15 protein-coding genes are annotated in these 13,116 nt (G+C 66.9%); 5 read left to right on the top strand and 10 right to left on the bottom strand.

The genetic code is table 11. The features are described 5' to 3' along the window. Positions 1 to 130 precede the first annotated feature (130 nt). Together AC1GI4_RS08200 and dapD are read left to right on the top strand one after the other, a co-directional pair. Positions 131 to 793, top strand: coding sequence for a pyrimidine 5'-nucleotidase (locus AC1GI4_RS08200; protein WP_294268523.1), 663 nt, complete (start codon positions 131 to 133; stop codon positions 791 to 793). 2 nt (positions 794 to 795) lie between these two features. Further along, positions 796 to 1,623, top strand: a complete 828-nt coding sequence (gene dapD / locus AC1GI4_RS08195; RefSeq protein WP_479629184.1) for a 2,3,4,5-tetrahydropyridine-2,6-dicarboxylate N-succinyltransferase — start codon at positions 796 to 798, stop codon at positions 1,621 to 1,623. Positions 1,624 to 1,780: 157 nt separating this feature from the next. Here the strand turns inward: dapD and AC1GI4_RS08190 are convergent, their stop codons facing one another. Together AC1GI4_RS08190 and AC1GI4_RS08185 are read right to left on the bottom strand one after the other, a co-directional pair. Beyond that, entirely contained in the window at positions 1,781 to 3,322 is a 1,542-nt protein-coding gene (locus tag AC1GI4_RS08190; RefSeq protein ID WP_479629183.1) for a glycine betaine ABC transporter substrate-binding protein, read from the bottom strand. Then, positions 3,319 to 4,074 carry an ATP-binding cassette domain-containing protein gene (locus tag AC1GI4_RS08185; RefSeq protein WP_479629182.1) on the bottom strand — a complete coding sequence of 252 codons (756 nt, stop codon included), beginning with the start codon at positions 4,072 to 4,074 and terminating at the stop codon, positions 3,319 to 3,321. Before AC1GI4_RS08185 ends, AC1GI4_RS08190 begins: the two co-directional genes overlap by 4 nt. Before the next feature lie 158 nt (positions 4,075 to 4,232). Here AC1GI4_RS08185 and glpX point away from each other — a divergent pair, with 158 nt between their 5' ends. Together glpX and AC1GI4_RS08175 are read left to right on the top strand one after the other, a co-directional pair. Beyond that, positions 4,233 to 5,204 carry a class II fructose-bisphosphatase gene (gene glpX / locus AC1GI4_RS08180; protein ID WP_294268532.1) on the top strand — a complete coding sequence of 324 codons (972 nt, stop codon included), beginning with the start codon at positions 4,233 to 4,235 and terminating at the stop codon, positions 5,202 to 5,204. 142 nt (positions 5,205 to 5,346) lie between these two features. After that, a complete protein-coding gene (locus AC1GI4_RS08175) occupies positions 5,347 to 6,105 on the top strand; it encodes a CPBP family intramembrane glutamic endopeptidase (protein WP_479629181.1) in 759 nt (252 codons plus the stop codon). A gap of 100 nt (positions 6,106 to 6,205) precedes the next feature. Here AC1GI4_RS08175 and AC1GI4_RS08170 read toward each other — a convergent pair whose 3' ends face one another. From AC1GI4_RS08170 to AC1GI4_RS08155, 4 genes are read right to left on the bottom strand one after another with little or no spacing between them, the layout of a single operon-like run. Then, on the bottom strand, positions 6,206 to 6,967 hold the full coding sequence (locus AC1GI4_RS08170) for an ABC transporter permease (RefSeq protein ID WP_479629180.1): 762 nt from the start codon (positions 6,965 to 6,967) through the stop codon (positions 6,206 to 6,208). Continuing rightward, entirely contained in the window at positions 6,964 to 7,896 is a 933-nt protein-coding gene (locus AC1GI4_RS08165) for an ABC transporter ATP-binding protein (protein ID WP_433909750.1), read from the bottom strand. Before AC1GI4_RS08165 ends, AC1GI4_RS08170 begins: the two co-directional genes overlap by 4 nt. Positions 7,897 to 7,929: 33 nt before the next feature. Then, positions 7,930 to 8,637, bottom strand: a complete 708-nt coding sequence (locus tag AC1GI4_RS08160; protein WP_294268540.1) for a DsbA family protein — start codon at positions 8,635 to 8,637, stop codon at positions 7,930 to 7,932. After that, positions 8,637 to 9,983: a M48 family metalloprotease gene (locus tag AC1GI4_RS08155; protein ID WP_294268541.1), complete on the bottom strand. Its 1,347-nt coding sequence runs from the start codon at positions 9,981 to 9,983 to the stop codon at positions 8,637 to 8,639. Before AC1GI4_RS08155 ends, AC1GI4_RS08160 begins: the two co-directional genes overlap by 1 nt. A 156-nt stretch (positions 9,984 to 10,139) precedes the next feature. Between AC1GI4_RS08155 and AC1GI4_RS08150 the strand changes: the two genes are divergently transcribed. Then, positions 10,140 to 10,538: a hypothetical protein gene (locus AC1GI4_RS08150; RefSeq protein WP_479629179.1), complete on the top strand. Its 399-nt coding sequence runs from the start codon at positions 10,140 to 10,142 to the stop codon at positions 10,536 to 10,538. 116 nt (positions 10,539 to 10,654) lie between these two features. Here AC1GI4_RS08150 and AC1GI4_RS08145 read toward each other — a convergent pair whose 3' ends face one another. Genes AC1GI4_RS08145 through AC1GI4_RS08130 form a run of 4 tightly spaced genes read right to left on the bottom strand, consistent with a single transcriptional unit; the run spans position 10,655 to position 13,017 of the window. Continuing rightward, positions 10,655 to 11,542: an LOG family protein gene (locus AC1GI4_RS08145; RefSeq protein ID WP_042490639.1), complete on the bottom strand. Its 888-nt coding sequence runs from the start codon at positions 11,540 to 11,542 to the stop codon at positions 10,655 to 10,657. Positions 11,543 to 11,575: 33 nt separating this feature from the next. Next, positions 11,576 to 12,247, bottom strand: coding sequence for an extensin family protein (locus AC1GI4_RS08140; protein ID WP_479629178.1), 672 nt, complete (start codon positions 12,245 to 12,247; stop codon positions 11,576 to 11,578). Between the two features lie 42 nt (positions 12,248 to 12,289). Beyond that, positions 12,290 to 12,511, bottom strand: coding sequence for a helix-turn-helix domain-containing protein (locus tag AC1GI4_RS08135; protein WP_007406809.1), 222 nt, complete (start codon positions 12,509 to 12,511; stop codon positions 12,290 to 12,292). Then, the gene (locus tag AC1GI4_RS08130) at positions 12,511 to 13,017 is read right to left on the bottom strand and encodes a DUF2975 domain-containing protein (protein WP_479629177.1); all 507 of its coding nucleotides are present in this window, start codon (positions 13,015 to 13,017) and stop codon (positions 12,511 to 12,513) included. Before AC1GI4_RS08130 ends, AC1GI4_RS08135 begins: the two co-directional genes overlap by 1 nt. Positions 13,018 to 13,116 lie beyond the last annotated feature (99 nt).

Genomic DNA, 13,116 nt, shown 5'->3' with positions numbered 1-13,116 from the left:
GCCATCGTCATAAGAGTGGGTGTGTGCATTGGGAAAGCTGGATTTTGCGGGCAGTGACCGGGGCTGGGACGGTTGCGTCGGCGACGGGGCGGCTTGCGGCCATAAGGCCTCGCGCCTACACGCTGCCGCCATGCTGCCCGCGCTTGCCCATATCGACGCCTGGATCTTCGATCTGGACAATACGCTCTATCCGGCGAGCGCGAACCTGTTCGAGCATATCGACCGGCGGATGACGCAGTTCGTCGGCGACCTGCTGGGCGTGGACCCGGCCGAGGCGTTCCGGGTGCAGAAGGAATATTTCCACGCGCACGGCACGACGCTGGCGGGCCTGATGGCCGAGCATGACGTCGATCCCGCCGCCTTCCTGGCCTATGTCCACGATATCGAGATGGACGTGCTGGAGGCGGATGCGCCGCTTGCCGCCGCGCTGGCGAAGCTGCCGGGGCGCAAGCTGGTCTTTACCAATGGCGACAAGCCCTATGCGCTGAAGGTGCTCGACCGGCTGGGGCTGGGCGCGCATTTCGAGGCGGTGCACGACATCACCGCCATGGGCCTCGTCCCCAAGCCGCAGCCATCGGCCTATGCGGGGCTGTGCGCGGCGTTCGACATCGATCCGACGCGCGCGATCTTCTTCGAGGACATGGCGCGCAACCTGATCCCGGCCAAGGCGATCGGCATGACGACCGTGTGGGTCGACAACGGCTCCGAACAGGGACCGGAGGGCGCCCGCGACCATATCGACTATACCGTCCACGCACTGACGCCGTGGCTGACCAGCATATTGGAGGAATAACCATGAGCCAGGACCTCGCCGCCACCATCGACGCCGCCTGGGAAAACCGGGCCGAGCTGAACTTCGCAACGCAAGGCGAAGAGCGGATCGCCGTCGACCGCGCGCTGGCGCTGCTCGACCGGGGCGAGGCGCGCGTGGCCGAGCCGGACGGGAATGGCGGCTGGACCGTCAACCAGTGGCTGAAGAAGGCGGTCCTCCTCTCGTTCCGCCTCAACGACAATGTCCTGATCGACAATGGTCCGGGCGCGGGCCACTGGTTCGACAAGGTGCCGTCGAAGTTCAGCGGCTGGTCGGAGGCCGACTTCCGCGCCGCCGGGTTCCGCGCGGTGCCCGGCTCGGTCGTGCGGCGCGGCGCGCATGTGGCGAAGGGCGCTATCCTGATGCCCAGCTTCGTGAATATCGGTGCCTATGTCGGTGAGGGCACGATGGTCGACACCTGGGCGACCGTGGGCAGCTGCGCGCAGATCGGCAAGAACGTCCACCTGTCGGGCGGTGCGGGCATCGGCGGCGTGCTCGAGCCGCTGCAGGCCGATCCGGTCATCATCGAAGACGGCGCGTTCATCGGGGCACGCGCCGAAGTGGCCGAGGGCGTGCGCGTGGGCGAGGGCGCGGTGCTGTCGATGGGTGTTTACCTCGGCGCCTCGACCAAGATCATCGACCGCGAGACGGGCGAAGTCTTCCGGGGCCATGTGCCGCCCTATTCGGTGGTGGTGCCCGGCACGACGCCGTCGGTCGACGGCAAGCCGGGGCTGTACTGCGCGGTGATCGTCAAGCGCGTCGACGCGCAGACGCGGTCGAAGACCAGCATCAACGACCTGCTGCGCGATTGACCTTTGATCTGAACGCCTGACCCTTGGCACGCCCCTCCCGTTTACGGGAGGGGATGGGGGAGGGCATGCCCCAGGCGACAGTCTCGGTGAGACTCCGGGCCCTCCCCAAACCCCTCCCGCCTGCGGGAGGGGCTTACCGTGTGGGGAGAGGGTTTCCCTACAACCCCACCCGCTTCGCCAGCCATCGCGCCGCCGCCTCCGGGCTCTCCTTCGCCGCGTCGTCGCGGTCGACCCGGTAGTTGGCCTCGCGCATCGCCTCGACCGGAATCCGGTTCAGCATCGGCTGTAGCGCCTGGACGAACTTCGTGTCCCCCGCGCGATCCTTCGCCACCAGCAGCACCGCATCATAACCGGGGATCGCCCGTTTCGGATCGCTCAGTACGGTCAGCCGCTCCGCCGCGATCCGCCCATCGGACGAAAAAGCCGAGATCACGTCCGCCCGTCCGCTTTCCAGCGCGCGGTACATGAAGGTCGGGCTGTACGGCGTCATGCTGGCGAAGCGCAGGCCGTAGGCATCGCGAACCGCCGCCCATTCGGGTCGGTCGAGAAACTCCAGGTCGCTGCCCAGCTTCAATCGCGGCGCGGCGGCCGACAGATCGGCGAGCGAGCGCAAGCCCAGCCGCTTCGCCAGCGGGGCCTTCATGGCGAAGGCATAGGCATTCTCGAACCCCAGCGGCCCCAGCATCGCGACATCCCGCGTCGCGGCCCAGTCTTTCAGCGCGTCCAGCATCGCCGCGCGGGGCGGGGAGTCGTGCCGGTGCATCGCGGTGGTCCACAAGGTCCCCGCATAATCGACATAGACATCCACACGCCCGCCCGCCGTGGCCTCGAACGCGACGGTCGAACCCAGCCCGTCGCGATAGCTGACGTCATAGCCTGCGCGTGTCAGCCGGTCGCCGATCAGCCGGGTCAGGATATATTGCTCGGAGAAGTTCTTCGCGCCGATCACCACTTGCCGCCGCGCGTCGCCACCACGCGGCCAGAGCGGCTGGGTCGCGAGCGCAATTCCCATCGCCAGCGCGACCAGTCCGCCGATCCAAAGGCCTTTCCGCCGCGTCGCCAGTCCGCGCTCGATCAGCCCGATCAGTGCATCGACGACCAACGCCAGCGCGGCGGCGGCGAAACATCCGGCCAGCACCAGCGCCCAGGCCTGGGTCTGGAGCCCGGCGAAGATCAGGTCGCCCAGCGAAGGCTGGCCTACCGTCGTCGACAGGGTGGCCGCGCCGATCGTCCAGACGGCCGCCGTACGGATGCCCGCCGCCAGCACCGGCGCGACCAGCGGCGCCTCGACCAGCCGCAGCTTTTGGCCTCGTGTCATCCCCACCGCATCGGCCGCCTGCAACACCGCCGGGTCAAGCCCGACCAGCCCCGTCACGCCGTTGCGCAGGATCGGCAGCAGCGCATAAAGCGTCAGCGCGAGCAGCGAGGGCAGGAAGCCCAATGCCGGTATGCCGCCGCCCGCCAGTCCCGACAGGCTGAGCAGCACCGGATAGAAGAGCGCCAGCAGCGCCAGCGCCGGGATGGTCTGCACCAGACTGGCGAAGCCCAGCGCCACCCGCGACAGCCTTGGTCGCCGTGCGCACGCAAAGGCCAAAGGCACCGCGATCAGGATGCCGAGCAGCAACGCGGCCATGCTGACCAGCACATGCTGCGCCAGCAAAGGCGGCACGCGGGTGAGGGCGTCGAGAAAGGCACTCATGCCTGTAGCGCCGCCAGCCGTTCGGCCTGGTGCCGCGGGACCGCCATCAATTCTTGCGCCGCCGCACCGCCTTCGCCGCGCACCAGTTGCGCGGGGGTGGCGTCGGCGACGATCCGGCCTGCCTCCATCACCAGCACGCGGGACGCGGTCAGCAGCGCCTCGGCCATGTCATGCGTGACGAGAATGGTGGTCAGCCCCAGCCGCTGGTGCAGTTCGACCAGCCGCCCCGCCACCGCATCGCGCGTGACGGGATCGAGCGCGCCCAGCGCCTCGTCGAGCAGCAGGATCGGTGGTTCGGTCGCCAGTGCACGCGCGATCGCGACCCGCTGGCGCTGGCCGCCCGACAGCGCATCGGGCATTCGCTCCGCCACGTCGCGCGGCAGGTCGACCAGATCGAGCAGTTCGTCCACCCGGTCGCCGACCGCGCGCCCGGCAATGCGCAGGCCAATGGTGATATTGGCCGCGACCGTCATGTGCGGGAACAGGCCATGTTGCTGAAAGACATAGCCGATCCGGCGACGCAACAGGGGCGGCGGCTCGGCGGTGACATCCTGTCCGTCGATCAGGACCCGGCCCGTATCGGGTTGCTCCAGCCGATTGATGGTCCGCAGCAGGGTCGACTTGCCCGATCCCGATGCCCCGACCAGCGCGACGAACGCGCCCTGCTCGACGGTCAGCGATACGGCGTCGACCGCCGCGACCGTACCATAGCGGCGGCTGACATTCTCCAGCACGATCATCGGTTTGGGCATGGGGCCATTCTGGGGAGGAAGCACAAGCGCGTCAAACGCGGCAGGGTGCCGTTTCGCTGCACCGGCGCGCGGCTTTCGGGCTATGCCTGTCGCGGCACGCGCGATAAGGGGCTGTAAAACACGTTCAACATGCCCGCATGCCAGCGGCAGGAGAGTTTATGAGCCAGACCGATCAAACCGCGAGCCAGGTGCTCGACCGCGTCCTCGTCCTCGAAATGGTACGCGTGACCGAGGCGGCGGCGATCGCGGCGTCGACGCTGGTCGGGCGCGGCGACGAGAAGGCGGCGGACGCGGCGGCGGTCGAGGCGATGCGCGCCGCGCTCAACGAACTCGACATGGACGGCACCGTGGTGATCGGCGAGGGCGAGCGCGACGAGGCCCCGATGCTGTTCATCGGCGAGAAGGTCGGCACCGGCAACGGCCCCGAGATCGACATCGCGCTCGACCCGCTGGAGGGCACGACCATCTGCGCCAAGGCGGGGCCGAACAGCCTGGCGGTGCTGGCGATCGCCGAGAAAGGCCATCTCCTCAACGCACCCGACGTCTATATGGACAAGATCGCGGTCGGCCCCGGCTATCCGGCGGGCGTGATCGACCTGGACCGCAGCCCCAGCGACAATATCCGCGCCATCGCCGCCGCCAAGGGGGTGGAGGCTAAGGACGTCGTGGTCTGCGTGCTCGACCGGCCGCGTCATGAGGCGCTGATCGCCGAATTGCGCGGCCTGGGTTGCGGCGTGGTTCTGATCGGCGACGGCGACGTGGCCGGCGTGATCGCGACGACCGATCCCGACACGACGATCGACGTCTATATGGGCTCGGGCGGCGCGCCGGAGGGCGTGCTGGCCTGCGCCGCGCTGCGCTGTGTCGGCGGGCAGTTCAAGGGGCGGCTGTTGTTCCGCAACGATGCCGAGCGGGCCCGCGCGCACAAATGGGGCGTGACCGATCTCGACAAGCAATATGACCTGACCGAATTGGCGCGCGGCGACTGCATCTTCGCGGCGACCGGCGTCACCGATGGGTCGTTGCTGGCCGGGGTGAAGCGTCGGCCCAAGGTGATGACGACCGAAAGCGTCGTGATGCGCGCCTCGTCGGGCACGGTGCGCTGGGTGAAGGGGCAGCATCGGCTTTGATTGGGGGAGATGAGGGCATCGTCTGGATCAAGCCCCTCCCCTCCAGGGGAGGGGTTGGGGTGGGGCCTTTCCATCAGCGTCCGGTTTGCGGAAGCGCCCCACCCCCTGCCCCTCCCCTGAAGGGGAGGGGGGATTGATACCCATGTCTCTCGCTATAACCGCCGCCCTCCTTCTCCTCGCCGCACTAGGCGGCATCTGGTGGTTTCAGAAAGGCGATCTGGGCGAGTATCGGCGGTTCAGCGCGCTGAGCGACAGCCATTCGCGGCGGATGCGGTTCCGGCTATGGTTGGTCCGCTCGGCGCTGGCGTTCCTGTTGCCGGTGTTGGTCGGGCTGACGCTGCTCGGCCGGATCGATGCGCTGGCCGTGATGCCGGGCGAGTTCGCCGCCATCGCCACCATCATGCCGCCGATTTTCGACAGCGGCGAAGCGATGCAGGGGATGCTGATCGGCGGCGCGATCGGCGGGCTGGTCGTCGGCGCGGTGCTGGCGCGGGTGCGCAAGCGCAAGCCGCTGGGCAATATTTCCACGCTGCTGCCGCGCGAGCGGCGCGAGGTGAAATATGCCGCTGCGCTCAGCGTCATGGCGGGGGTGACGGAGGAGGCGTTCTTCCGCCTCTATCTGCCGCTGCTGGTCGCGATGGTGACGGGGCAGGCGGGGCTCGGCTTTGTCGCCTCGCTGATCCTGTTCGGGGCGATGCATCGTTATCAGGGCTGGGTCGGGGTGCTCGCCACCACCGCGCTGGGGGCGGTGATGACCGGCCTGTACCTGATGACCGGCAGCCTGTCGGTGGTGATGCTGGTCCATGTGCTGGTGGACCTGAACGGGCTGGTGGTGACCCCGGTGTTGGGCGGAGTGCTCCACAAAAATCCTCCCCGGCACGGGGAGGGGGACCAGCCCTAGGCTGGTGGAGGGGGCGTGCCGTGGGGGACTCCCTATGTGGCCAGCCCCCCTCCGTCAGGGCTTCGCCCTGCCACCTCCCCTTACAGGGGAGGAATGTAAGTCAATTCTTCAGTCGCCAGCCGGTGCGGAAGATCCAGCCGATCCACGCCAGGCACGCCAGCAGGAACAGCGCCGTCACCCCCAGGCTGACCTCCGGCGTCACGTCCGAGGTGCCGAAGAAGGTCCAGCGGAAGCCGTTGATGAGGTACACGACCGGGTTGAACAGCGTCACCGTCCGCCACGGCTCTGGCAGGATCGTCACCGAATAGAAGGCACCGCCCAGAAAGGTGAGGGGCGTGACGATCAGCAGCGGAATGACCTGCAACTGCTCGAACCCGCGCGCCCAGATGCCGATGGCGAAGCCGAACAGCGAGAAGGTGACGGCGACCAGCAACAGGTAGAAGACCATCGCCACCGGATGCAGGATCGACAGGTCGACGAACAGATAGGCGGTGGCGAGGATCACCAGCCCGATCACCATCGACTTGCTCGCCGCCGCGCCGACATAGCCCAGCACCGTCTCGATCGGCGACAGTGGTGCGGACAGGATTTCGTACATCGTGCCCGTGAACTTGGGCATGTAGATGCCGAGGCTCGCGTTCAGAATGCTCTCGGAGAAGATCGACAGCAGCATCAGGCCCGGCACGATGAACGCGCCATAGGGCACGCCCGAGACCTGGTTCATCGCCGATCCGATCGCGGTGCCGAACACCACGAAATAGAGCGTCGTCGTGATGACCGGCACCATCAGGCTGGTCCACACCGTCCGCCGGAAGCGCGCCATTTCGAAGCGATAGATCGACCAGATGCCATGCAGGTTCATGCGCGTGTCCCCTCGACCAGATCGACGAAGATATCCTCCAGCGAGGATTTGTAGGTTTCCAGATCGTTGAAGCCGATGTCCATGTCGCCCAGCTTGCGCAGCAGCGAGGGGATGCCGGTTCGCTCCGCGCGCGCGTCGAAGATGTAGCGCAGGCGCTTGCCCTCATCCTCCAGCGTCAGGTTCCACTCATCGAGGTCCGCCGGGATCGCCGTCATCGGCTCGGCCAGCGTCAGCACCATTTCGCGCTTGCCGAGCTTCTTCATCATCTCGGCCTTTTCCTCGACCAGGAGGAGTTTGCCCTTGGCGATCACGCCCACCCGGTCGGCCATCTCCTCGGCCTCTTCGATATAGTGCGTGGTCAGGATGATGGTGACGCCCCGCTCGCGAAGCCGGTGGACCAGCTTCCACATGTCGCGGCGCAGCTCGACATCGACGCCCGCGGTCGGTTCGTCGAGGAAGAGCAGGTCGGGTTCGTGGCTCAGCGCCTTGGCGATCAGTACGCGGCGCTTCATGCCGCCCGACAACTCCATCAACTTGGCATGGCGCTTGTCCCAGAGCGACAGGTCGCGCAGCACCTGTTCGACATAAGCGGGGTTGGGCGCGCGGCCGAACAGGCCCCGGCTGAAATTCACCGTGTCGATGACCCGCTCGAACATGTCGACCGACAGTTCCTGCGGCACCAGCCCGATCTTGCGGCGTGCGCCCTTGTAATCACGCAGGGCATCGTGCCCGTCGACGCGGATGGTCCCGGCCGAGGGCGTGACGATGCCGCAGACGATCGAGATCAGCGTCGTCTTGCCTGCGCCGTTCGGCCCCAGCAGCGCGAAAATCTCGCCGCGTCGAATTTCCAGGTCGACCGGCTGCAGAGCGGTGAAGCCGCCCTTATAGGTTTTGGTCACGCCCTCGACGGACAGGATCGGGTCGGTCATACGGCAGTCCCCCGTTGGAAGACCGCCGCTGTATCAACGGTTTCGCGCTTCGGCGACGGCCTTCTGCAATTGTTCGAGCGGCAACGCGCCCGACAGGATGCGGTTGCCGACGATCCAGCTCGGCGTGCCCGTCAGGCCCAGCCGCCCGGCCGCCTCCAGATTGCGCGCGATCTCGGCATCGGCCTGGGGCTGGAAGGCGGCCATTTTGCTCATGTCGACGCCCGCCTTGGCGGCGGCGGCGGCGATGGTCGCGTCGCTGACCGGGCCACCGGCATAAAGCGCGTCGTGGAAGGCGGCGAACTTGCCCTGCGACGCGGCGAGCAGGCTGGCGCGCGCCGCCGCCTTGCTCGACGGCGCCAGGATCGGCAGCTCGCGATAGACGATCCGCAACTTGGGGTCGGCCTGGGTCAGCTGCTTGAGCAGCGGCAGGCTGGCCCGGCAATAACCGCAATTATAGTCGTAGAACTCGACCAGCGTGACATCGCCCTTCGGATTGCCGGTATAGGCGTTGCCGAACGGCTTGGTCAGGTCGCCGCCGATCGCCGCGACCGCCTTGCCCTGTTCCCGGTCCTGCAGGCGCTGCATTGCCTCCGGGATCACTTCGGGATGGTCGAGCAGATAGGCGCGGACCATGTCGCCCGACGCGGCGTTCGGCGCGACGAGGGGGGCGAGCGCCATGGCGGTGCCGCCACCGACCAGGCCGCCCAGGACCGCGACGGCGGCCAACGTCTTCACACCCATCAGCGGCGCTTCTTCTTGGAACTGGCGGCGGCGTCGGCAGAGGTCATGGCGATATCCTGCGCCCGAATCCATTCGGACGTGTTGGGGGTGAGATTGGCCATCGCATAGCGGGCGCTCTGGATGGCGGTGCGGTTGTCGCCCATCATGCTCGCCCGCTCGGCGGTGGCGAGTGCCGCGCGGGGTTCGTCGCCCATCTGTTCATAGGCGGTGCCGAGCTGGACCCAGGCAAAGGGATTGTCCTCGTCGCGCTGGACCGCGACCTTCAGGACCTTCACCGCCTCGGGCAGGTTGCGCTTGTCCTCGGTGGCGATCAGCGCATGGCCGAAGGTGGTGGCGATCAGCGCGTTCTGACCCGACCCCATGGTTGCCGCACGCAGCGGCGCCAGCGCCTCCAAGGGCTTGCCCGATTCGAGCAGGATCTGGCCCTGGATTTCCTCGAAATAGGGGTCCTTGGGGTCCTTGGCGATCAGTGCGGCGGCCTCCGCCTCGGCTTTGTCGGGATAGGCGGCCTTGTGATAGGCATAGGCGCGGGCGTAATGCGCATAGACCGACTGATCGCTCTCGGGATATTTGCTGAGCGTCGTCTCGGGCGGGGAGACATAGCCGAACAGCTTGGCCTTCACCCGCAGGAAGCGTTCCTGCAGCTTCGGGTCGATCGGTTTGTTCCAGGCGGGCGAAGCCTGGAGATCGGCGGTCAGCGACTGAATACGGGTCGACGACAGCGGATGCGTCTGCGCGAACGGATCGATATTGGTGTAGCCATAGCGATATTGCTGGTTCTGCAGCTTCTTGAAGAAGCTCAGCATGCCCTTGCCGGTGACGCCCGCCGTCGTCAGGTAGCGCGCGCCCGCGGCGTCGGCGGCCGATTCCTGGTTGCGGCTGAAGGCCAGGACGTTGCTCATCGCCGCCTGCTGCCCCGCCGCCATCACGCCCATGCCCGCCGCCCCGCCGCCCAGCGCCACGGTGGCGAGGCCCAGCACCATCGAGAGCAGCTGCATCTTCATCGCGGGCTTCATCGCCTGTTCGCCCAGGATCACATGGCCGTCGGCGATATGGCCCAGCTCGTGCGCGACGACGCCCTGCACCTCGTTCACATTGTCCGCCGCCTGGATCAGGCCCGAATGGACATAGACGATCTGCCCGCCCGCGACGAACGCGTTGATCGAGTCGTCGTTGATGAGGACGATCTTCACGTCGCGCGGTGAGAGCCCGGCGGCCTTTATCATCGGCGCGGACATGTCGGCGAACAGCGATTCGGTTTCGGCATCGCGCAGGATCGACTGCGCGGCGGCCGGTTGTGCCCAGACCAAGACCGTAACGGCGAAGGCGGCGATCAGGCGCTTCATGCTTCCTCTATCGACGGGTCGGTTGCGCGACACAACCGGGATTCGGGCGGGATTCGGACGGGATTCGGGCGGGTTTCGAGCGAGCTTGAAAGTCCCTATCATAGTCTTTGGCACCGGGCGGCTGAACGCTCGGCGAACGAAAAGGGTGGCGGGACTATGCTGATGATCGATGCCGGGCATGTTTCGCCGATGCCCGCCTTGCCGAGTTGCGCCATTCCTGGCGCCCGGCCCGCGACCCGGCGGATGGCGGACCTGCCGACGCCGGTACGTGATGCCCTGTTCGCCTCGGTCGGCCAGCCCGTCGCCGAGGCTGGGGCGCCGTTCCATGCCTCGGACGTGGTGCGGCCGAACTCCCCGCCACGCGTCCGTTTCTTGCGCGCCTACCGGGTGCGGGACCTGTGGCTGGTCTGGGTCGAGAAGGGCGGGGTCGGGCACGACTTCCGCCTGCTGGCCTTTCGCGATGCGGCCAAGGGGGTAAGCGTCGCGGCGCCGGTGCCGCGCGATGCGAGCCGCAATCTGTGCACCGCGTCGCGGGCGATGGCACGAAAGGGGTGAGTCCCCTCTCCCCTTTAGGGGAGGGGCCGGGGGTGGGGCGCTTCCGTAAGCGCGCCGCCTGTGGCAAGGCCCCACCCCAACCCCTCCCCTGAAGGGGAGGGGCTTTCCGCCCGGCGTTACGCCTGCTCGGCTTCCTTGCGGGCGCGTTCCTCGTAGAAGTTGCGGACCACGTCCCAGGCCTCTTCGGCGGTTTCGACATAGGTGAAGATGCCCAGGTCGCGCTCGGACACCACGCCTTCCTCGACCAGCGCCTCGAAATTGACGACGCGCTCCCAGAAGGCGCGGCCGAACAACAGGACGGGGATGGGCTGAATCTTGCCCGTCTGGATCAGGGTCAGCAGCTCGAACAGCTCGTCGAACGTGCCGAAGCCGCCGGGGAAGGCCGCCAGCGCGCGCGCGTGGAGCAGGAAGTGCATCTTGCGCAGCGCGAAATAGTGGAACTGGAGCGACAGCGACGGCGTGACGTACGGGTTGGGCGCCTGCTCGTGCGGCAGGACGATGTTCAGGCCGACCGACTCGGCGCCGACGTCAGCCGCGCCGCGATTGGCCGCTTCCATGATCGAGGGGCCGCCGCCCGAGCACACGACGAACTGGCGCATCCCGCGATCGTCGCGGGGCAGGCGGCTGGTGATCTGGGCCAGCTCGCGCGCGATGTCGTAATATTTGCTCTTGGCGACGAGGTTCTCGGCGATCTTGCGCGACTTGTCGTCATGCGCCAGCGCCAGCAGCGCCTCGGCCTTGGCAGGCTCCGGGATGCGCGCCGAGCCGTAGAAGACGAAGGTCGAGGCGATCTTGGCCTCTTCGAGCAGCAGCTGCGCCTTCAGCAGTTCCAGCTGGAAACGCACGGGGCGAAGGTCTTCGCGCAGCAGGAAGTCCATGTCCTGAAAGGCCAGCGTATAGGCGGGGCTTTCGGTCTGCGGCGTCGAGACGATCGTCTTGGCGCTCTCGGCGTCCTGGCTGGCATTGGGGAAGACGCGGTTCGGTACTTGGGTCTTATCGGTCATTTCGGATGATGTAGGCGATCGCAAGCCCACGCGCTACCGGCAAAAATGCGCGGCGTCGTCCTCCAGATGCAGGTGGTTGCGGTGCGCCGCATTATAGTCGGGGCTCAGCACCGTGCCGAAGCGCTTGCAGGCCGAGGCGCGGATCACCGTCCAGAACTGGCGAACCTGCGGATCGGTGGAATACCAGTCGCCCAGCAGCGTGATCCGCCGCCCGTCCTTCAGCACGAAGCCGCCGACATCCACCGCATTGGCCAGCGCATGGCCCGACCGCCGGTCGCCGATCCGCCTGGTGCCTACGATGTTGCGGCAGGCATAGGTGCCCATGCCTTCGACCTTGACCAGCGGCGAGCCGAGGATCTGCCAGGCGGCGGGCGCGACGGCGTTGCGCACCCATCCGGCAAAGGCGCGCGCATTGCCGCATCGCATCGCGGTGACGCCGGTGACGGGCACGCCGATATCGGTCAGCTGCACCGCGCCATAGAGGCCGCAGCCCGGCCCCAGATCCTTGTCCGGCAGGCGGCGATAATCCACGCCCTCGCGCCGCAGATCGGCCTCGCACTGCGCGGTCTCGCGGATCGGCGGGCGGTAAGGTTCGGGGCGCGAGGCCTGCTGGACCGGCCTCTCGGCTCGCTCGGGACGGCCGCAGGCGGAGAGCAGCGCTGCCCCCAGAATCGGAACCACGAGAAACAGGGGGACGCGAACCATGCGGCCACTTGCGCCCTTTACCGCCGTTTTGGCCAGCCCCGATCAGCCATGCGGAGGCGTGTCTGCGACATGCTCCAAGATATCCCCCGGCTGACAGTCGAGCACGGTGCAGATCGCGTCCAACGTGGTGAAGCGGATCGCGCGAGCCTTGCCGGTCTTCAGGATCGACAGATTGGCGAGCGTCAGGTCGACCCGCTCGGCCAGCTCGGTCAGCGACATGCGCCGGTCAAGCAACAGCCGGTCGAGGTTGATGCGAATCGCCATCAGATCGTGCCCTCGGCGTCTTCGCGCAGGCGCACGCCCTCGCGGAAGACCTGTGCCAGCACCAGGGTCAGCAGGATGGCGAATACCCCGTCCACGCCCATCGGCTTGATCATGTCCTGCGACTCGAAGGGCAGCAGGGGCGGCAGGATGAACTGCAACAGAAAGGCCGCCGCGATCGTCCCCGCAATCCAGTTCAGCCGCTTGACATTGGCCATCGTGAAGGGGTGGCCCGCTGCCGTGCTACGCAGCATCTGGATCAGGGGCAACAGAGCAGCCCATGCCAGGGCCAGAGCCAGCAGCATGACGGCCATCGCCGCCGCGACCACGCCGGGCACCCTGGTGTCGATTGCCTCCGCATTGACATGCACCGCACCCAGCGCACCCGGTGAGATCGCATCGACGATCAGCACCCCGACCGACGTCAGGATGATGACCGTAACGAACGCCAGTACGGCGAGCAACGTCCCATAAAGCAACGTACTGATGTGACTGGCGAAGCGTGTCATGCGTCTTATCCTTCAACCTGAAGCTATATTGATATTCGATAATATCTGATTGAATATCATTCAATACTCATATTGAAATTCGATATGAAAAATTATTGG

The organism is Sphingomonas sp. 77B (assembly GCF_056497825.1).
Note: the sequence above shows the minus strand (reverse complement) of the source record. Positions and strands in the feature narration are given on the sequence as shown.